This is a genomic window from Saliterribacillus persicus (assembly GCF_003337485.1).
Classification (GTDB): Bacteria; Bacillota; Bacilli; order Bacillales; family Amphibacillaceae; genus Saliterribacillus; species Saliterribacillus persicus.
In genome coordinates, this window is sequence record NZ_QPJJ01000012.1 from 117067 (window position 1) to 137462 (window position 20396).

26 protein-coding genes are annotated in these 20396 nt (G+C 33.3%); 17 read left to right on the plus strand and 9 right to left on the minus strand.

Annotated elements, in window-relative coordinates:
• Window positions 1-60: 60 nt before the first annotated feature.
• The 3 genes from DFR57_RS14005 to DFR57_RS14015 are packed head-to-tail and all read right to left on the minus strand — an operon-like array spanning window position 61 to window position 2365.
• Window positions 61-1713, minus strand: a complete 1653-nt coding sequence (locus DFR57_RS14005; protein WP_114353835.1) for a b(o/a)3-type cytochrome-c oxidase subunit 1 — start codon at window positions 1711-1713, stop codon at window positions 61-63.
• A complete protein-coding gene (locus DFR57_RS14010) occupies window positions 1706-2215 on the minus strand; it encodes a cytochrome c oxidase subunit II (protein ID WP_114353836.1) in 510 nt (169 codons plus the stop codon). Before DFR57_RS14010 ends, DFR57_RS14005 begins: the two co-directional genes overlap by 8 nt.
• A gap of 18 nt (window positions 2216-2233) precedes the next feature.
• Window positions 2234-2365 carry a cytochrome c oxidase subunit 2A gene (locus tag DFR57_RS14015; protein WP_245937478.1) on the minus strand — a complete coding sequence of 44 codons (132 nt, stop codon included), beginning with the start codon at window positions 2363-2365 and terminating at the stop codon, window positions 2234-2236.
• Window positions 2366-2704: 339 nt separating this feature from the next.
• Between DFR57_RS14015 and DFR57_RS14020 the strand changes: the two genes are divergently transcribed.
• Window positions 2705-2974 carry a DUF6123 family protein gene (locus tag DFR57_RS14020; protein ID WP_114353838.1) on the plus strand — a complete coding sequence of 90 codons (270 nt, stop codon included), beginning with the start codon at window positions 2705-2707 and terminating at the stop codon, window positions 2972-2974.
• Window positions 2975-2976: 2 nt separating this feature from the next.
• On the opposite strand, the gene DFR57_RS14025 is transcribed toward DFR57_RS14020, so the two are convergent.
• From DFR57_RS14025 to DFR57_RS14040, 4 genes are all read right to left on the minus strand, one after another.
• Window positions 2977-3366 carry a ribonuclease HI family protein gene (locus DFR57_RS14025; RefSeq protein WP_114353839.1) on the minus strand — a complete coding sequence of 130 codons (390 nt, stop codon included), beginning with the start codon at window positions 3364-3366 and terminating at the stop codon, window positions 2977-2979.
• A 68-nt stretch (window positions 3367-3434) separates the two neighbouring features.
• Window positions 3435-4124: a queuosine precursor transporter gene (locus DFR57_RS14030; RefSeq protein ID WP_114353840.1), complete on the minus strand. Its 690-nt coding sequence runs from the start codon at window positions 4122-4124 to the stop codon at window positions 3435-3437.
• A 183-nt stretch (window positions 4125-4307) separates the two neighbouring features.
• The gene (locus DFR57_RS14035; RefSeq protein WP_114353841.1) at window positions 4308-4508 is read right to left on the minus strand and encodes a cold-shock protein; all 201 of its coding nucleotides are present in this window, start codon (window positions 4506-4508) and stop codon (window positions 4308-4310) included.
• 220 nt (window positions 4509-4728) lie between these two features.
• Window positions 4729-5766 carry a C40 family peptidase gene (locus tag DFR57_RS14040; protein WP_245937479.1) on the minus strand — a complete coding sequence of 346 codons (1038 nt, stop codon included), beginning with the start codon at window positions 5764-5766 and terminating at the stop codon, window positions 4729-4731.
• Window positions 5767-5931: 165 nt separating this feature from the next.
• On the opposite strand from DFR57_RS14040, the gene DFR57_RS14045 reads away from it, so the two are divergent.
• From DFR57_RS14045 to DFR57_RS14070, 6 genes are all read left to right on the plus strand, one after another.
• Window positions 5932-6888 (plus strand): thymidylate synthase, encoded by a 957-nt coding sequence (locus DFR57_RS14045; protein WP_114353842.1) that lies wholly within the window; start codon window positions 5932-5934, stop codon window positions 6886-6888.
• 18 nt (window positions 6889-6906) lie between these two features.
• Entirely contained in the window at window positions 6907-7395 is a 489-nt protein-coding gene (locus DFR57_RS14050; protein WP_114353843.1) for a dihydrofolate reductase, read from the plus strand.
• 102 nt (window positions 7396-7497) lie between these two features.
• Window positions 7498-7698 carry a twin-arginine translocase TatA/TatE family subunit gene (gene tatA / locus DFR57_RS14055; protein WP_114353844.1) on the plus strand — a complete coding sequence of 67 codons (201 nt, stop codon included), beginning with the start codon at window positions 7498-7500 and terminating at the stop codon, window positions 7696-7698.
• Window positions 7699-7710: 12 nt separating this feature from the next.
• A complete protein-coding gene (tatA, locus tag DFR57_RS14060) occupies window positions 7711-7911 on the plus strand; it encodes a twin-arginine translocase TatA/TatE family subunit (RefSeq protein WP_114353845.1) in 201 nt (66 codons plus the stop codon).
• 98 nt (window positions 7912-8009) lie between these two features.
• Window positions 8010-8747, plus strand: coding sequence for a twin-arginine translocase subunit TatC (tatC, locus tag DFR57_RS14065; protein ID WP_114353866.1), 738 nt, complete (start codon window positions 8010-8012; stop codon window positions 8745-8747).
• Entirely contained in the window at window positions 8748-8966 is a 219-nt protein-coding gene (locus DFR57_RS14070; RefSeq protein ID WP_425450971.1) for a YozE family protein, read from the plus strand.
• 34 nt (window positions 8967-9000) lie between these two features.
• Here the strand turns inward: DFR57_RS14070 and DFR57_RS14075 are convergent, their stop codons facing one another.
• Entirely contained in the window at window positions 9001-9336 is a 336-nt protein-coding gene (locus tag DFR57_RS14075; RefSeq protein WP_114353846.1) for a YolD-like family protein, read from the minus strand.
• Window positions 9337-9489: 153 nt separating this feature from the next.
• Between DFR57_RS14075 and DFR57_RS14080 the strand changes: the two genes are divergently transcribed.
• The 9 genes from DFR57_RS14080 to DFR57_RS14120 all read left to right on the plus strand — a co-directional run bounded on the left by DFR57_RS14080 (window position 9490) and on the right by DFR57_RS14120 (window position 18470).
• Window positions 9490-10644, plus strand: coding sequence for an exonuclease SbcCD subunit D (locus DFR57_RS14080; protein WP_114353847.1), 1155 nt, complete (start codon window positions 9490-9492; stop codon window positions 10642-10644).
• Between the two features lies 1 nt (window position 10645).
• Complete coding sequence (locus DFR57_RS14085) at window positions 10646-13762, plus strand: AAA family ATPase (protein WP_114353848.1); 3117 nt, start codon at window positions 10646-10648, stop codon at window positions 13760-13762.
• A 142-nt stretch (window positions 13763-13904) separates the two neighbouring features.
• On the plus strand, window positions 13905-14153 hold the full coding sequence (locus DFR57_RS14090; protein ID WP_114353849.1) for a DUF2584 family protein: 249 nt from the start codon (window positions 13905-13907) through the stop codon (window positions 14151-14153).
• A gap of 314 nt (window positions 14154-14467) precedes the next feature.
• Window positions 14468-14920, plus strand: coding sequence for a VrrA/YqfQ family protein (gene vrrA, locus DFR57_RS14095; RefSeq protein WP_114353850.1), 453 nt, complete (start codon window positions 14468-14470; stop codon window positions 14918-14920).
• A gap of 76 nt (window positions 14921-14996) precedes the next feature.
• Entirely contained in the window at window positions 14997-15956 is a 960-nt protein-coding gene (gene msrA, locus DFR57_RS14100; protein WP_114353851.1) for a peptide-methionine (S)-S-oxide reductase MsrA, read from the plus strand.
• A gap of 65 nt (window positions 15957-16021) precedes the next feature.
• Entirely contained in the window at window positions 16022-17074 is a 1053-nt protein-coding gene (locus tag DFR57_RS14105) for an AbrB family transcriptional regulator (protein ID WP_245937480.1), read from the plus strand.
• A gap of 89 nt (window positions 17075-17163) precedes the next feature.
• Window positions 17164-17367, plus strand: a complete 204-nt coding sequence (locus DFR57_RS14110) for a DUF6501 family protein (RefSeq protein ID WP_114353853.1) — start codon at window positions 17164-17166, stop codon at window positions 17365-17367.
• Between the two features lie 157 nt (window positions 17368-17524).
• Entirely contained in the window at window positions 17525-18082 is a 558-nt protein-coding gene (locus tag DFR57_RS14115; protein WP_114353854.1) for a histidine phosphatase family protein, read from the plus strand.
• A 148-nt stretch (window positions 18083-18230) separates the two neighbouring features.
• Window positions 18231-18470 (plus strand): ferredoxin family protein, encoded by a 240-nt coding sequence (locus tag DFR57_RS14120; RefSeq protein ID WP_114353855.1) that lies wholly within the window; start codon window positions 18231-18233, stop codon window positions 18468-18470.
• Between the two features lie 58 nt (window positions 18471-18528).
• Here the strand turns inward: DFR57_RS14120 and DFR57_RS14125 are convergent, their stop codons facing one another.
• On the minus strand, window positions 18529-18804 hold the full coding sequence (locus DFR57_RS14125) for an acylphosphatase (RefSeq protein WP_114353856.1): 276 nt from the start codon (window positions 18802-18804) through the stop codon (window positions 18529-18531).
• A 485-nt stretch (window positions 18805-19289) separates the two neighbouring features.
• On the opposite strand from DFR57_RS14125, the gene DFR57_RS14130 reads away from it, so the two are divergent.
• Window positions 19290-20168: an SMP-30/gluconolactonase/LRE family protein gene (locus DFR57_RS14130; RefSeq protein ID WP_114353857.1), complete on the plus strand. Its 879-nt coding sequence runs from the start codon at window positions 19290-19292 to the stop codon at window positions 20166-20168.
• Window positions 20169-20396 lie beyond the last annotated feature (228 nt).

Here is a 20396-nt window from a genome sequence, read left to right on the forward strand (position 1 = left end):
ATGTCATTAAAAAATCTTGGCCATTTCCATTTCGTTTGGAAATAAGCCAAGATTTTTTTATTATCTTATAAGATCTTCAAATCCAGGAGAACCTGGTGGAGAATGATGCAACATATCAATAAATGGTACCGTGTAGGCAAATAAGATAAGAGCTATCGTTATGCCAATCCAAAGCTTCCAGTTTTCTAAAAATTTTGGTGTAGGTTCTGCATTTTCTGAAACTTCCGCCATTGGAAATTCCGTATAGCCCTTTGGAGCTGCAAATACCATATAAAAGAAAATATATACCATTAAAATTATCCCTATAAATAGAATCGATCCACCAATTGCTTGACTTATTTGATATCCAATCCATTCTGTAGCCTGTTCACTACCTCCATATTCTGAATAAGATGATCGTCTAGGAGCACCTAAAAGACCTGCAATGTGCATAGATCCAGACATTATAAACATTCCGATCATCCAAACGAATGTTTGTATCATTCCTAAGGTGTTTACTTTCTTCGTTAATCTCCGTCCTGTTAAAGAAGGAATTAACCAGTATGAAATACCAAAAAAGGTAAGAATTACTGTCGTACCAACTGTCAAATGAAAATGACCAGTTACCCAAATCGTATTATGAATAACTTGATTCATTTGATGGGACGCATTAATAATCCCGCCAGTTCCAGCAGGGATAAAAGTAATCATCCCAGCCATTGGTGCGAAAAAGCGTACATCTTTCCACGGAAGTGCTTTAAACCACCCAAATAAACTTGTATACCCTTTGCTTCTGCCAGCTAATTCGAAAGTTGCAAACATAGAAAAGGCGGTTAACAAGGATGGAATAATTACCATAAAAGTTAAAACAACCTGAATAAATTTCCATAGTGGGTCAATACCTGGTTCAGTTAATTGATGGTGAAAACCAACTGGTATGGAAAACATCAAAAATAAAACAAATGCTAAACGAGCAAGACTATCACTGAAGATTTTTCCACCAATAATTTTTGGAATAATAGCATACCAAGCCATATAAGCAGGTAATAGCCAGAAATACACTAACGGATGACCAAAATACCAGAATAGCGTACGACTTACTAACACATTAATAGTGTCCACCATTCCTAAAGACCAAGGGATGAACTGGATAAGAACCGTAGCTGCTAGACCCAGTGTAGCAATAAACCATAATAGCATATTAATAACAACCATATAAGCTAAAAGGGGTGATTTTTCACCTGGATGATGCTTTTTCCATAGAGCAAGCTGTCTAAAATTAGTAAAACAAGCAATCCAGCTACCAATCACTACTAACGCTAACCCGATATAAAAAGTAGGATAGGCTTTAAGTGGAGCATAAAACGTATATAACACATTCGCTTTCCCAACTAAAATCGTAATAGCGGTTGTAATGGTACCGAATAACATAATCCAATAGCCAAACCACGCACTTTCCCTTTGTTGGTCAGACATTCCAACTGTTTTACTCATTAAAGCAAATTGAAAACCAACAATGAAGAAGGTCGTCAATACTAAAGCAAGAATTACCCCATGAACCGTTAATATTTGATAATACCCAATACCAAATGGCAAAGTAAATGTACCTGAGCGGACCATTGTTTGTAAGACACCCATTAAACCACCAATAAATAAAGAAATAAATGCTACATACATGTGTGCCATTACTAATTTTCCGTCATCTTTATTAATATCCTTCACCTTATCATTCATTATCGATAACCTCCACTTCAAAAGCCATTAGATGGTGGCCAGTACCACAATATTCATTACAAATTAATGTATAAGTTCCGGTTTTTTTAAAAGTTGTTTTTAAAGAGTTGATATAGCCAGGTTCAACCATCATATTAACGTTTGTTCCTGCCAGTTGAAAGCCATGAATAACATCTGTTGTGGTAGCTTGAAAAAGCACATTTGATCCTACAGGGATTTCAATTTTTCGTATCGTATTACCTTCATCATCTTTTCCAAAATTATAGTTAAATGCAGAAGCAATGACGCTTACGATGTAATCATTTTCACCAACTTTACGTAAACCTAAATTTTCTTCCCGAAATGCTTCATGTTCTTCTACTTTTGTAGGATCAACTGTCGCCAAATGACTTGGTGGTTGTGTTCCTTTGTAAAATGCTCCAACACCTAGAACGACTAAAAATAATACAAGTGAGCTAATGCCAAAGATTAGCCAAATTCTTTCATACTTATGCAGGTGCATCATTTTTCCCCCTAATGTTTATCTTGATAAGAAAATTCCAAAAACTATAAACCAACTAACTAAAATAAAAATTCCTAAAATCATAACGGCTATAAATGTTCCTTTTAAATTAGTTGTACTCTCATCTTTATGATGCTGTTTCTTATTCACTATGATTTCACTCCCTTACAATTGTTTCATATTCCTATCGTACTAGAAAACAGAAGAAATTTAACTACTTTTTAAACCTTTTTGTAATATTTATTTAAGTCATAAGTAATGCGGTAAATTAACTTTACAAACAATATTGTTTATAAAGTATGTGAACATTTTGTGAAATTAGAGGAAAAAAATGATAAATATACCAAATATAATCCATTTAATATCGTGGATAGAATGGAAATTATTGTCTAGACGGAATACTAGAATAAAACTATAATAATAATAGGGGAATGAATGTTTGTTTTTTGAATTTAGAATGTATTAAGAATCGAAGAAGGTGCATGAAAAATGAAGACGGATCAAGTTGCGTTATATTTAGAAGATATATGGACCAAAGGATTTAAGCTGTCAGATGAAGAGGTAAGGTTTATATACTTCGGAAGAAAGTTCACCAATGCAAATTACATCCAAGTAAAACTAGCGATCCAATTAACGTTAGCAGTTCAATATACATTTGATCGAAGCTTTTATATAAGTCTATTAGAATTATTTCATTCCAATAACATTATTTATAAAAAAAATGCCTTAGAATTAATGAAAAAGAAAGGCATCATTTAATTTCATAATTTTAATAACGCCTTTCGTGCTAATTGATCTGCAATTTTATTTTGTTTTTCTGGAATCCACTTGATAAAGAAGTAGGGGAAGGTAGGGGTCATAGATTTAATTTCTTCTAATAATTTTAAAAACTCTTTTTTTGTAGCATATTCTTTTTCGATACTATCTACTACGATTCTTGAATCTGAACGGAAAGATAGAATCTCCTCTGGATATTTTTCCTTACATATCTCTAATGCTTTAATTACAGCAATGAATTCCGCTTCATGATTAGAATATTCTCCTATAAGAAACTGATACTCTTCATTTAATTTCCCTTTTTTTATATAAATACCAACAGCGCTAGACCCAGGATTACCTACTGTAGCTGCATCTGTATATACCTCTAACATCTTAATCACCTTCTCTATATATAATAGGAGTAGAAGAAGAGCGGACTCTTTTTCTACTCCTTAAGAAGCTATGCTTGCTTTTGTTTAGCTGTGTGAATTCGTTTTGCTACATATAAAAATGGGGTATCCATTAGGGATACAATGAATTTAATTACATAAGTAGTAATTAAAATATTGAACCAAACGTCCAATTCATAGGCGCCATAAAAGGCAATTGTACAAAAGATTAAGCTATCTATTAGTTGACTTATCATCGTACTGCCATTGTTCCTCAGCCACAAAAATCGATCTGACGTAAATATCTTTTTCAGCTTGTCATATATCCAAACATCTACATATTGACTAACGATGTAGGCAAGTAAACTTCCAATAGCAATATTTGGGATCAGTTCAAAAATTGTTTCAAGGGCAGGTTGTGCAAAGTCTGATTCTGCTGGGATAAAACGAAGTGCAAATTGCATCATAATTGTCATCGACAATAACGTAGCAAAACCCATCCAAACTGCCTTTTTTGCGTATTTCTTTCCATGATTTTCATTGAGAATATCTGTTGCTAAAAAGGCTGTACCATAGATGATATTTCCCAATGTCGCAATCATGCCAAACATTTCAACTGTCTTTAGCACTTGGATATTTGCTATTACTGTAGACATTCCAATCCATACAAATAATCCTGCTTTTCCAAATATTCGATAGATCAACAGCAACAAGGAAAAGTTTACAAGTGCAAAAACAATCCATAATAATTCATTACTCACTTTATTTCCTCCTTAGTTTTGATAACGCGGGAGTTTACGAACCGCGAGCCGTTTAAGACTTAATTATCATTTTATTTATTCACACATTTCCTAAATTTATCACGATCCTTATATCTTGTAAAGAAAAATTAAATGACAGCATATAAAAAGGCGATGATCGAATGATCATCGCCATATATTAGTTTATTTTTTTACAACGTTTGCTGCTTGAGGTCCTCGTTCTCCTTCGATAATCTCGAAAGAAACTTCTTGATTTTCCTCTAACGTTTTAAAACCTTCACCTTCGATAGCGGAATAATGCACAAAAACATCATTTCCTTCTTCTAACTGAATAAAACCATAGCCTTTTTCAGCATTGAACCATTTTACTGTACCGTTTTCCATTCTATCTTCCTCCTAAAATCTTTCACGTCAAACGTGTTAATTAATACAAATTAGATGATGGAAAAATAAAAAGGTAGCATCCCAGAAGTATTGGATCATCTTTCGACCTACTTCATGTGAGAAGCTACCTAAAATTAATCCAAAACATCTTCTTTGCTTGTGTTTACTATAGCTTATTTATTGGATGAATGTCAATAATAGCAAGGGCTTATCTTAATCATCACGATGCTTGCGGCACACTTCTAGCACCTAAGTATCGTTGCTTCCAGTAATTTTGTGACATCTTGCTTATCGATACTCCCTTGGATGCACTTGCATGAATAAAGGAATCATTTCCTAAGTAAATGCCCATATGAGATGGTCCAGGTTTATATGTTTCAAAAAATACCAGATCTCCAACAGAAGGACTATCTATATATTGAGTATGATTCCAGATATCACTCACTGTTCTAGGCAAAGAAATACCAATTTGCTTGAAAACATACTGCATATAACCGCTACAATCAAAACCGCTTGTGCTAGTACCTCCCCAAACATACGGAATACCCAGGTAATTTCTAGCGACAGACGTTAATTGCGTTAATGGCTTACTTTGATTCTTTACTGGTTGCTTGGATTCTTTTTTCTCTGTATTTTTAACTGTTTTAGTTGCCACCTGTTGACTACTATTTGTTTTTTCCTCTTTAACTTCTGGTTGAGGTGTAGGTTCTTTTGGATAATTTACGATATGAAGTGCTGTTTCACCGCGATCTTGTTTCATGATAGTCACTGCTTTATCTGTAATCGGTCCGTAGATACCGTCGACTTTAGCTTGATAATATCCAAAGTATGCCAGTGCCTCCTGTAAAGCAGTAACCGCTTTACCTGTGTCCCCAATTTTAAATGCATCGAGTGAATCATTAATTATTTGTAATTGTTTTCGATACTCCTCATCTGATAGTTGTTCGTAGGTTGATTTATCAGTGTTACCTGTAACAGGTAATTGATTTTCTTTTTGAAACTTTTTAACGGCATACTCTGTTAAAATTCCATATTGACCATCGATTGGAGCATGATAATAGGATAATTTTTTTAATTTATATTGAAGTGCTCTTACTGTTTCATGTTCTGCCCCGTATTTCAGTTCTTCCACATCTTCAAATGCTTCTTCCCACACTGCTGGAGGAACATCCACATAAGTAGAAAAAGGTTGACTAAGTACCAATCCATACGCCATTGAGTGTTTTACTATACTAGTTAATGATTCAGTGGCTAACACTTTTCCACCTCCAAATATTATGCATTCTTCTTTTTAAAATTTATGTTAAACTAGTTAAGATATGAAATAATTGATGATTTGTTACCAAAATGTAATAATCAGAATGTTTCAATCATTATTGCCTGTAATAATCAGGCATTTACATAATGAAGGAGAGAAATACCGATGACATTAAGTGAAAAAACATATTTAGATTTATGTGAATATGTCCTGGATAATGGACACAAAAAAGAAGATCGTACTGGAACAGGGACAATTTCCACTTTTGGTTATCAGATGAGATTTCCTTTAAGTGAAGGATTTCCAGTGCTTACCACAAAAAAAATACCGTTCCATTTAATAGTAAGTGAACTGCTTTGGTTTATTAAAGGAGATACTAACATCCGTTTTCTTCTTGAACATAACAATAACATTTGGAACGAGTGGGCATTTAAAAATTGGGTTGAAAGTTCAGAATATAAAGGGCCTGATATGACTAATTTTGGACATAGAGCTCAAGAGGATGCTTCTTTTAAAGCCTTATACACAAAAGAGATGGAATTTTTTAAGGCGCAAATTTTAAATGATGAGAACTTTGCTGAGCGTTATGGGGACCTTGGCTCTGTTTATGGCTCTCAATGGCGTGCATGGAAAACAAGTAAAGGGGATACAATCGATCAATTAAAAGAAGTAATTGAATCTATTAAGACTCAGCCTGATTCAAGGAGACATATAGTGAGTGCTTGGAATCCAGAGGATGTTCCTCATATGGCTTTACCGCCATGTCACACCATGTATCAGTTTTATGTGCATGATGGAAAGTTATCCTGTCAGCTTTATCAAAGAAGTGGAGATATTTTCTTAGGAGTACCTTTTAATATTGCTAGTTATGCGCTGCTAACACACCTCATTGCGCATGAAACGAATCTTCAAGTGGGAGAATTCGTTCATACCTTGGGAGATGCACACATTTATACAAATCATATGAGCCAGGTTAAAGAACAATTACAGCGATCAACGTTTGCTTTACCAGCTTTATCATTAAATCAACAGAAGAAATCCATTTTTGATTTTGAGATGGAGGATATACAGCTGAAAGACTATCAGTCCCATCCACCAATTAAAGCACCAGTTGCCGTTTAAATATAAGGAGGTTTCAAGATGATTTCATTACTATTTGCAATGGATGAAAACCGCGTTATCGGATATGAAAATGGATTGCCTTGGCAATTACCAAATGATTTAAAGTTCTTCAAGGAACTAACTACTTCTCAGACGGTTATTATGGGGAGAAAAACATTTGAATCGATGAATGGGCCGCTTCCAAATAGAGAAAATATTGTCTTAACACAGAATAATCAGTTTGAAGCAGAAGGTTGCACCGTTATCCATTCTATAGAAGACGTGGTTAAATGGAATAAAGAAAATCCGAGTAAAGAATACTTCGTTATTGGGGGAGAAGAGATTTTCAAGTTAATTCTCCCCGATGCTGATCGTATTTATATGACCCTTATAAAAGCTAGCTTTAAAGGAGATACTTTTTTTCCTCATTTCGATGAAACAAAGTGGCAATTAACCAAAGAAACAAAAGGGGAGAAGAATGAAAGAAATCCCTATGATTATTTCTTTAGACAATATGACCATCTATAATATTTTCTAAACGATCGAACAAGACAAGTAGTAAAAAACATGATAGTATAGAGAAAACGCTATTACTTACGTATATATAAATTAAATGGGGTGAATATATCCATGTTTTCCGCTATAGGTATTCCGGGTTTAATCTTAATTTTAGTTATTGCCTTAATTATTTTTGGACCAAAAAAATTACCTGAGATTGGTAAAGCTACTGGTGAAACATTAAGAGAATTTAAAAATTCTGCCCGTAGTCTTTCTGAGGAAGAAGATCAGCAAAATACAACTGGACAACTTAACACATCTGAGAAAAAATAGGAGTGAGTATAGATGTTCTCAAGCATAGGATTTCCAGGCTTAATTTTAATTCTAATTACTGCACTTATTATCTTTGGTCCGTCAAAATTACCTGAAATAGGTAAAGCAGTAGGGAGTTCTTTAAGAGAGTTTAAAAAAGCTACTGCTGATATCATGAGTGATGAAGATTTAAAAAGTAATAATCAATCGAAAAAAGATGGAGAAAAGATGTAGAGGCTAATCCTGTTACATCTTTTTTTCTGTCCTTGTCTTTTATCGTTTAAAGGGAGAGAGTTTATGTGGTGAAAGTGGAGAGCACCGAAGAAAAAGAAATGGCTTACTTAGATCATTTTGCAGAGTTAAGAAAGCGCCTTTTGTGGACCGCTTTAATTTTTATTATCTTTTTTGCAGTGGGTTTGTATTTTGTACAAGATATTCGTGATTTTTTTCTTAATGACACCGATCTTACGCTACATTTAATTGCACCTGGGGAAATTATTTGGATTATATTTACGATTGCCTTTATCGTAGGGCTTACTGCCACGCTTCCTTTTTTTTGTTTTCAGCTATGGTTATTTATAAGACCTGGTCTAACTTCGACTGAAAGAAAAGCATCACTTGCTTATATCCCAGCAATCTTTATTCTTTTTCTTTCGGGATTAGTTTTTGGTTACTATATATTTGTCCACTTAATCCTACCATTTCTTTTATCATTAAATGATGGTATGTTTGAAACAATTTTTACAGTTGAAAATTATTTTCGATTTGTATTTCGTGTGACGATTCCATTTGCTGTATTATTTGAAATACCAATTATTACGATGTTTTTAACTTCATTAGGAATAGTAACTCCTAAATTTCTAGTAAAAACGAGAAAGTATGCTTATTTTATTTTAATTATTATTGGTACCATGATTTCACCACCAGATTTTTTCTTGCAAATCATTGTAGCAATTCCACTTATTATTTTATATGAAATAAGTATTGTTTTATCTCGAATCATTTACAAAAAGAAAATGGACAAGCATGAAGCATACATGCAAGAGGATTCAAACCAGGAAGAGAGGTAAATGATGAAAACTTTTTATCAATATATGATGCGCTATCGAGGAGCGAAAAATACGGATAAAGCATATAGCTTAGCAGAATGGATGTTCTATGACCATGATTTCCCCAAACAATCAACTGATTATGACGAGCTAAGCCGTTACTTAGAATGGACAGCACCGTTTCCAGAGGCATTACAAACCTTTGATAGGTTGTGGGATGAATATAAAATAAATGCTTAACATGACTAGGACAAAATCATAAAATGGTTTTGTCCTAATCCATTACATGGAGCCTTTTTATTTGTTTAATTAAAAATAACATACTGGAATCGGTATTTTTCTCTTCAAACTGAATGGTGGCATTATGAACAGATAAAGCCGTAACAACACCTACTTTTGTCTGTAAATAATTATTGTGATAGATTGTGATTTGCACTTCTTTATATTGATTAATTGCTTCAAACAGTTGATAATTTAATTCTTCCATAGCATCCTCTGAAAGAATTGGCTCTTGCTCTATTTTTTCCTTATCCAGCAATTCTTTTAGCTGTTCCACATGCTCTGGCAACATTAAAGACGACCATTTTATAGACCCGCGATCGTTTACCATACTATCACCTCGACTACTTCTCTGTATTTTTTAATGAATATGTTATATTATAATAGAACATGTGTTCTTAATCAAATTTAATTGTCTCTTGAAAAATTAAATTTACCTAGTATGCTATAAAAAAGCAAGAAAATTCCTATTGGAGGTTAGTTCATGCGGATATTACACACTGCCGATTGGCACCTTGGTAAAATTGTTAATGGTGTACATATGACAGATGATCAAGCTTTTATTCTAGATGAAATTTTACAAATTATAGACTCCTATCAACCAGATATTATGATAATAGCAGGAGATCTATACGATCGATCCATTCCACCGAAAGAAGCAGTAGAATTGTTAAGTAAGGTAATAACGAACATTACTGTTGAAAAACGCCTGCCTCTGTTTGCAATTTCAGGTAATCATGACAGTCCTGATCGATTGGGATTCGGTACAGCATTGTTTCGTTCTCAAGAATTATATATGGCTACCAAAATAGAAGAAGCTCTCTCACCAATTGCACTAAATGAAGTAGACGGGAAAGTTGAAGTATATCTTATTCCATATTTAGAGCCATCTGAAGTAAGGCAATATTTTGATGACGAAAATATCAAAACACATCAAACAGCGATGGAAAAAATTGTTGAAACCATACATGAAACAAAAGATAAAAATGCACGGCAAATAGTTGTTGCCCATACATTTTTAGCAGGGGGGATGGAAACAGACTCAGAAGATCGATTAACCATGATCGGCGGAACACCTTATGTTAATGCAAGTATTTTTGAAGAGTTTCACTATATTGCCTTGGGGCATCTCCACCAACCTCAAAAAATTACGCAAGATTATATCAGGTATAGTGGCTCTATATTAAAATATTCTTTCTCAGAAGCAAATCATCAAAAATCAGTAGCAATCGTTGATATCGATAAAGCAGGCAAATGCGAAATCGAGAAGGTCCCTTTAAAGCCAATTCGTGATATGCGAAAAATAGAAGGATATTTTCATGATTTTTTAGACGGTACAACATTAAAGCCAACAGAAGATTATTTACATATTGGTTTACTCGATGATGGTCAATTAATTAATCCTATCGGAAAATTAAGAGAGTATTATCCAAATATATTACGCTTAGAAAGAGTCGTGAAAAATAAAGACCAACAAACTCAAGATATCAACATGATACGAAAAAAACAAAAAATGTCTCATCTACAATTATTCCAAGCATTTTATGAAGAAATGAAAGGCGATACTATCCCCCCAAAAAGGAATACCTATATCGAAAAAGTGATAGATAAATTACATCAAGAAGAGAGGAGGAAATAAATTGAAGCCAATTTTATTAGAGCTTAAAGCATTTGGTCCTTATCGTGACAAGCAAGTCATCGATTTCACTCAACTTCAAGATGAATCTATTTTTTTAATTACTGGTCCAACAGGAGCTGGTAAAACAACGATTTTTGATGCAATTTGTTATAGCCTCTATGGTAAAGCAAGTGGGAGTGATCGTGATCAAGACACTTTTAGAAGCCATTTTTCAAAGGATATTGATGCTACGGAAGTGTCCTTTCAATTTAACCTGAAAAATAAGGCGTATAAGATTGATCGAAATCCGAGACAATTAAAATTAAAGGCTCGAGGAGAAGGTTATACAGAAGATCCTGCTGCTGCACAATTGTATTATCAAAATGATGAAGGAAAGTGGCAGCTTCTATCTTCAAAAATTAAGGATGTAAATGATGACATTCAAGAAATCATTGGACTAGACTATGAACAATTTAAAAAAATGATTATGATTCCTCAGGGAGAGTTTCGGAAATTAATTTCGGAAAATAGTCGTGATAGAGAAGAAGTTCTCCAGAAGATATTTCATACATATTTTTACGCAGAAATATCTAATCAGTTAAAAGAAGAAGCAAAAGAGTTAAAAATGGCAATGGAACAATTAGATGTTAAGATAAACCAAGAAATTGGAAGATTTTATCATGATAAAGAACAAGAGACTACTTCAAAAGAAACTTCTATGAAAAGCTTTTTAGAGGACCTTGCATATAAGAAAAGAGAAATGATAGATGAGAAGGCCCTGGGTGAAAAGCAACAAACGGAAAAACAAATACAATTAAAAACCTATCAAAACCATTACTTTGAAGCAAAAAATCTAGAAGAAAAATACCAAAAAAAAATACAATTAGAAACAGAAAAAGACAAACTGCTTTTAGATGAAGAAGAAATGAATAACAAGAAAGAAACCATTTCTAAAGCTATAGAAGCAGATAAAATTTTACCTTATGAAGAGAAAATGAAAGAAAGAGAAATAGAATGGCAGGCACAAAAAAAGAGAGTAGAGGAAAATGAAAAGAAACGACAACATTTAGAGTTAGACTTTAAAAGTATTAGTCAGGAATTTGAAAGAGAGAAAGCGAATGAAAAAAAGCGAGATGAATTAAAGGAGTATATTAATCAATTAACCAAACAGCTAGAAAAAATTAAAGATTATCAAAAGCTTAATGAGGAAGTAGAAGCAACGACTCTGCGTTTAAAGAAGCTTAAAAATGAAAGACTAGAAGAAGAAGAAACTATAAAACAGACAGATAGCCGTATAAAAATTCTCAGAAGTGAAACAGATAAGGTAGCAAATATCTATGAGGATAAACAACAAGCAGAAAAAGAGTTGGATCAACTAAAAGAAAAAATTTCATCGTTAACAGAATTAGATAAAGAATTAAAAGAACTTCAACACTTAAGAAAAAACTATCAGCATACCAAGGCACAATACCAAGAAATGAAACAGCAATGTGAAGGCACTGAGAAAGAGCTAGAGGAGCTAGAAATACAAAACAGAACGCATCATGCCAGCAATTTAGCTGAAAAGCTTATGGAGGGTAGTGCTTGCCCTGTATGTGGATCAACACATCACCCTGATAAAGCAAGTCATAAAGTGCATGCTGTTTCAGATGATGAAGTTTCAACACTCCAAGATAGACTCAAAGTAGAAAAGGAAAAATTAAAAAGCTATGAATCGGAATATATTGAGATAAAGTCAAATGGACAGGCGCAAAAGCAACAAGTGGAAAGATTGTGGAAACCCTTTAAAGAATTGATTGAAGAATTAAATTCTCCTTTCATACTTGAAGTTATTCGAGAATCTGATCGAGAGAAAAAAGAATTAGAACAGCACTTGTCAGATGTAAATAATAAATTAGTTCAGCTAAATCAAAGTAAGCAAGAAATTCTAAAATTAGAAGAAAGCTTACATGCTTTAAAAGTGTCTTCTGAAAAAAATATAGCAGAAGAGAGAAAGATAAGTGAAGATTCCTATCGTTTACAAGCAAAAAAGGATGCCATTCTCTCAAATTTCCATGATAAAATAACCACCGAAAAGGCGCACATAGAAAAGTTAAATAACGCCCAACACCAGTATGATGAAATGGTTGCAAAGTGGGAACAAACGGAAAAGAACTATCACACTATTAAAGAAAAATTACAAACACAACTTGCTATATGTCAAGAATCAGAAAATTTTTTAACAATAGAAAAAAAGAAGTACGAAACACAAAAACATCAATATCTTTCTATTGTACAAGCATCCATTTTTACAGATGAGCAAGGATATTTGGATGCGAAACTTAGTGACAATGAAAGGTCTAATCTCGAAGAAGAATATCAAATTTATCAAGAGAAAATTAAAAGTACCTTGAAGGAATTGGAACAAATAAAAGTGGAGTTGACAAATAAAGAGCGACCAGATTTAGTAAAACTGGCAGAAGAGTTAGAAAAAGCAGAAAAAGCGGAACGCGAATTGGCAAAGCAATTAGAAGGTTTACGTATAAAGTTAGAAGAAATTAGATATATTGAATCAGCATTAGAAAAATTAGCCAATGATAGAATTCAATTAGAGGAACAATACTTTGATGTTGGAGAATTAGCTAACCTCGCTAAAGGGGATAATATCCAACGCTTATCGTTTGAGCGTTACGTTCTATCCACTTTTTTAGATGAAATTTTATTACAAGCTAATATCAGACTAGATAAAATGACTGACAATCGATATCAATTAATTAGAAGTACTAGCTTAGCTAAAAGAGGGGCACAAAGCGGATTAGATTTAGAAGTGTTAGATCAATATACAGGACAACAACGATCTGTTAAAACACTGTCAGGCGGTGAAGGGTTTAAAGCTGCATTGAGCTTGGCTCTTGGAATGTCAGATATTATTCAAGCATATGCAGGAGGAGTGCAGCTCGATACCTTATTTATAGATGAAGGATTTGGTACGTTGGATGAAGTATCATTGGAGCAAGCGATAGAATGTTTAAAAGATTTACAAGCTGATCAAAGACTAATTGGCATTATTTCGCACGTTCCACAGCTAAAAGAAGAGATAAGAGCAAAATTACAAATAAGCGCTTCACCAAATGGCTCAAGCGCTTATTTCCAACTCTAGACCGACGTTTTCACAGCAAACCTATATCGACTAAAGGTGGATGTTCTTGAAATAAAAAGTGCATCCGCTTACTAGGTTTGGTAAAATAGAGATATCTAATAAATAATATAAGCTATTTATATAAGAAGATGGAGGTAATACGATGAGTATGCCAATTGTGATAGAAAACTGTTTAGTTACAAATGGTAAGGAAAAAAGAGTCGATAATGATCACAATAATTTTGTTGTAATCACGAATGGTTATCGTCTATATCCGCTTCATGATTTAATTGAAGTTTTGCGATATGAAGAGGAAGAAGAAATAGGCTATGCTAAAATTAATGAGGTTACATGGAAACAGGAACAAACCATCTGTTATTATCAATTGATCTCTTTAAAAAATGTCAATTAATGAGTAATATACTTTAATATTAGCATTATTTATCTATATTTGCGGTTTCCCTGGAAATAGTATTGTTATTACCATATCAAAAAAGGAGGCGGAAGAATGTTATCAGCAATATTATTTGGTCTTATTATTAGTGGTACAATTGCAATTATTATAACTGTAGATGTAATAGCAGATTAAGCTTGGTGAAACTCACCAAGCTTTTTTAAAACTATTTTAAAGTCTATCCATTTTATAGAACAATTGCCCACGCATATGTTTCCTCTTCTCATATTCTATGGTTAAATGACTATATTATTAAGGGGAGTGTCCTAACAATGCCAATGGAAAGATTTAATTACCCTAGCTTTGGTTATCATCCTACAATACAAAACAATTTTCATCCAGGTGGATGGATGGTGCCTGGAGCAGATAAGTTTGCTACCACTACACAAAAAAGTGGATTACTTGCACAATTACAGAACTTTAATTTCTCATCCATCAGTAAATATTTAAATCATATAGAAAAAGGGTTAGACTTTATGCAAACTATTACTCCTGTATTAAAGCAATACGAACCAATCATAAAAAATGGCCCTGGTTTAATTCAGTTACTACAATTATTAAACGAACAAGACACCACTGATGAGATATCTACTGAACAAAAAGAAAATGTCAGTGAAAATATAGAAGAAGTGTTAGAAGAAAATACAGAGAAAGCAATAGAAGACAATAAACCTACAAAAATTCCTTTGGAAATAAAAGAATCGAAGCCTAAAATATTTATCTAACTTCTATGCAGACCATTTGCATTGAATCACCAAATGGAGGAAAATATAGGTACATCAAGAAATAAGGAGGCAAGACATGGATCAAAACAAAACAAACAAAGCAACCTTTGCAGGCGGATGTTTCTGGTGTATGGTGGAACCCTTTGATCAAAAGCCTGGAATTATTCAAGTAGTATCAGGTTATACAGGTGGAGAAACTCCAAATCCAACGTATGAGGAAGTCTGTACCAATAAAACTGGACACCGAGAAGCTGTAGAAATCACGTATGATCCACAGCAAATTTCTTATGTAACCTTGTTAAATTATTTTTGGCAGCAAATTGATCCAACAGATCCTAATGGTCAATTTCATGATAGAGGAGATTCTTATAAAACGGCAATTTATTATCATAACGAGGAACAAAAGAACCTAGCAGAGGACTCTAAACAAGCTTTAGAAGCTAGCGGGAAGTTTAATAAACCCATTGTGACAGAGATTCTACCAGCTAAAGAATTTTACTTAGCTGAAACAAACCACCAAGATTATTATCAAAAACAACCTTTTCATTATAAACTCTATAAAAAAGGATCAGGGAGAGAAGACTTTATCAAACAGCATTGGAAGAAGAATTATACAAAAGATGAATTAAAAAGTAAGTTGACGGACATCCAATATCACGTTACACAAGAAAATGGAACAGAGCCACCATTTAAAAACGAGTACTGGGATAATAATGAAGAAGGAATATATGTAAACGTAATTAGTGGGGAACCCTTATTTTCATCGTTAGATCAGTACGATGCCGGTTGCGGTTGGCCAAGCTTCACAAAGCCAATTGACAGAAACCATTTAAATGAAAAAATGGATACTTCGCATGGAATGCGTAGAATTGAGATCCGAAGTAATGAAGCAGATGCTCATTTAGGGCATGTTTTTGAAGATGGTCCAGTAGATCAAGGGGGATTGCGTTACTGTATTAATTCAGCAGCGCTTCGATTTATTCCTAAAGATAAATTAAAAGAAGAAGGTTACGAAGAATATTTAGCCTTATTTTAAAAAAGATGAATAAAACTTCTCTTGGTGAGATTCAAGAGGAGTTTTATTCTTTATTGAGGTAGATAATGATGGAAAAAGAAACAAAATCAAATATAATAATTCTCTATATCATAGCTATACTTGGGGCCAGCATCTTTTATTTTTTACACATTCCACTGCCTTGGATTTTGGGACCATTAACCTTGCTTTTAATTTGGAAACATCTAACTCACAAGTGGTTTTCAGTACCTACACTTTTAAAACAAGCTAGTTTTTCCATTACAGGGGTGCAAATAGGTACGACATTTACGACAGCTACGCTTAGTGTTGTATTTCCCTTTTTGCTTCCTTATACTTTTTTCACCCTTCTTTTAATAGCAGCAAGTATGTTAATAGCTATATTAATAAGTAAAAAAAGCAAAGTGGATTCTACTACTAGTTTGCTTGGGAGTATCCCTGGTGGATTATCGGTTATGGTGGCGCTAGTTGATTCATTAAAGGGAAATACTGGATTGGTTGCAATTTTTCATACCATTAGGTTGATGGCAGTTCTATTTCTCTTGCCATTTATCGCAACTCATTTTCTTTTACAACAGAATGATGCAGCTTCTTCTGTTGTAGAGAATAATAGTGGGAATATATGGACATTACTAATATTTATACCGATATTTTTGGTCGCGTTATATCTTGATGATAAATTACCTGCATCCACCGTTATCATACCAATGTTTTTTATGGCTATATTTCGAATTACTGGCGTTCCCATTGCAGATGTGCCCGCACTTTTGTTTATCCTTGCTCAGCTGACAATTGGTATGTATCTTGCACAATCCATTAGTCTAAAGCAGGTAAAAGCAGCTGGAAAACATGCTTTTATCTTTCTTGGATTAGCATTATTCTTAATTTTTATTTCTATCCTTTTTGGTATAATTTTTTCTTATATAGCAAATATCGATATGGCTACTGCAATACTAAGTCTTGCACCAGGAGGATTAATAGAAATGGCATTAACTGCTGAAGCAGTTGGAGGAGACCCATCAATTGTTGGTTCTTTGCAATTAGTTAGAATGCTACTCATTGTATTATTGTTTCCTCCGTTACTCAAACTATATTTTAACAAACAAAAACGTAGTGATTAACCATATTAATATTATGTAAACTAACCTTTTCTTGAAATAATCTATGACAAGACTTATTATAGAAGAAAATAGATAATAGGGGGCATTTTATGATTCATAAACAGTGGGAAACATTTGATACAATTAAAAAGATAAAGTGTGTGCACACCGATGCGAAAAAATTCATGGTGAAAAATGTATTATCAGCCGGGGAAATATATGAAGTGAAAAATGAAACTGAAGAATTTTATTTTATACTAGATAATACGAATCGCATTGGTGGCTTTAGAAAAAACTACTTTGAAGAAATTTAAATGGTTGAAAACCATGTTCTGATGTGAAATTTTTGTTAAGGTGAAAAGAAATTAGCATTTAGGCTTGTAATTAGCTTGTTTATATAGAATAATATAGTATAAACCTTATATTTCAACAAAAATAAACGTTTCCACACCTTCTGCAGGAGCTGATAAAATGAAAAGAATTGTATTAATTCGTCATTGTCATGCAACAGGGCAGCACAAAGACTCGCCATTATCTAAATTAGGAAATAATCAAGCCTATCATTTGGCTATATTTTTGCAGCAATTAAGTTTTCCGATTGATCGAATCTTAAGCAGTCCTTATTTACGTGCAATCGAAACGATTCGCCCTTTTGCACAAGATCATAACATAAAAATAGAGACTGATGAACGTTTACAAGAAAGATTGCTAAGTGAAGAGCCAATAGATGATTGGTTAGAAATACTAGAGGCTTCATTTGACGACTTTGATTTTAAGCTTCCTGGTGGGGAATCCTCACAAGATGCATTTAATCGTGCAGAAGAAATTGTGTCGGAAATCTTTGAAGAGCCGAATCATGAAAATATCGCATTGGTTACACACGGAAATCTCTTAACGTTGTTATTACGATATTTTCAAATAGATTTCGGATTTAAGCAGTGGACCCGTTTAACAAATCCCGATGTATTTATTGTTCAAAAAATAGGCGGAGAATATGTAATTGAGCATAAATGGCAAGAAACAAATTAAATATTTCCTATATATGGATGGTTCTTTTTAAATTTATATACAATTATGTTTTCATTTCTATTCAAAGTAAGCTATAATGGAACTCGGGTTTTAAATACTACATTATTCACTATATTAGTGATGGAATAACTTAAAGGAGGCGATACTCTTGGCATTTGTAATTACATCCCCTTGTGAACAAGAAAAAGCAGGCGAATGCGTAGAGGTTTGTCCTGTAGATTGTATAGAAGAAGGTAAAGACATGTTTTACATCGATCCAGATATCTGTATAGACTGTGGAGCTTGTGAAGCAGTTTGTCCTGTAGAAGCAATTTATATGGAAGATGAAGTACCTGAAAAAGAACATGAGTATATCTCTTTAAATCGTAAATTCTTTGAAGAGAAATAACTTTACATAGGAAAGACCACTATTATAAATAGTGGTCTTTCTTGTATTTTCAGATCCATTAATAAAGAATTCGAAAAGAATCTTCATTTTCTATTGATTCAACTTGATCTATTTTAGTATCTTTCACAGATGCAAATAATCCTGGACCTTTTTTTAGTTTTTTTAGAAAAGCATCTAAATTATTCGATGATGCCTGTGCTTCAATTTCGACGTCTCCGTTAGTTAAATTTTTCACCCATCCAGTTATTTCATGTTCTGTCGCTACTTGTTGGGTGAAAAATCTAAAACCAACTCCTTGTACACGACCTGTGACTATCACATGAATTCTCTTCAAGTAATCACCCCACATTCTTTAAGAATAGTTTATCAAATCTAGCTATCTATTAAAAATATTAAAAAGTTGCTAAATAAAATAACGGGTTCCGTTACCCATCGCAAACATTAAAAATTTAATAAAAAACGACTATAAATTGCACTTCAATTTATAGTCGTTTTTTATTGATATAAAGAGATTACCCCTTATAATTACTTTTGAAATGTAAGAATAATTGCACATCAAATTGTTAGGGGAAACTGGAAAGTGTAGGGTTACACTTTAACCTACACTTTGGTATGTTAATTGATTGTAGAGTTGTTCTTTTAATATGGTAAAGATATCTTTTTTACTTGTTTTTGCAAGTTAATATGGATTTTTATGGTAAGATAAACATAAAGTTTGTGAAGTATTGTTCTAAAACGTAGCAGGTTTGTCCAAGAAGGATTTTGCAATATTATTACAGAGAAAAGTACATTTAGAATAAATAGTACGAGGTGTTTGGGTTGGTAGGAGAATTGGAATTGGTTCTAGACGTCAAAGCGACACTAGGTGAATGTCCGTGGTATGACAGTGTAAAGCAATTATTGTATTGGGTAGATATTTTAGAAAAAAAGGTGTACATTTTTAATCCAGTAACAAATGAAAACCGTGGTATTCAGTTAGAACAATATGTTGGAGCAATTGTTCCTAGAAATAGAAACGAGGCAATACTGGCAATGGAAAACGGTTTTTATTATTTTAATTTTGATACGGAAAAAGTTATCCCTATTGATGAACCAGAGAGCCATTTACCAAATAATAGATTCAATGATGGGAAATGCGATGCATATGGACGTTTTTGGTCAGGAACAATGAATAAATTTTATGCTAAAGAGCAAGGTGCTCTTTATTGTTTACATACGAATATGAAAGTACAAAAGAAAATAGATAAAGTTGGATTATCAAATGGAATAGCCTGGTCACCAGACAATAAGTTTATGTATTACATAGATACATTAACTAAAAATGTTTGTTGTTTTAATTATAATGTTGAGACAGGAGATATTGATAACCCTATTGATGTTATCAAATTCTCAGATGGCGAAGGATTTCCTGATGGGATGACTATTGATGAAGAAGGAATGTTGTGGATTGCCCATTGGGGTGGATCAAAAGTATCTAGATGGAATCCTGTAACAGGTAAACAAATAGACTCAATAGAAGTCCCTGCATTAAATGTAACTTCGTGTACATTTGGAGGGGAAAATTTAAATGAATTGTATATAACTACTGCAAGGACGGGGCTGAATAAAGAACAACTTAATTATTACCCTTTTTCAGGGGGGCTATTTAGGATTAACACAGATGTGAAAGGAAGCAAATCTTATGCATTTAAAGGATAAAATTAGTCGAAAAGAAGGAAGAACTTGTTGAACTAACGGGTGCAATGCTGTGGCTACCACTGTTGAACTAAGCAGCAGGATAGTGGAAGAAGAGATACAGTAATTAAAAATATTTTTAGTCAAAAAGATTGGGGTAACAATGGATATCGATAATGATTTCGAAAAGAATATTGAACGTACTAAAAAACGAGCAAAATGGGGTTGCCTCACTTGGGCAATCATATTATT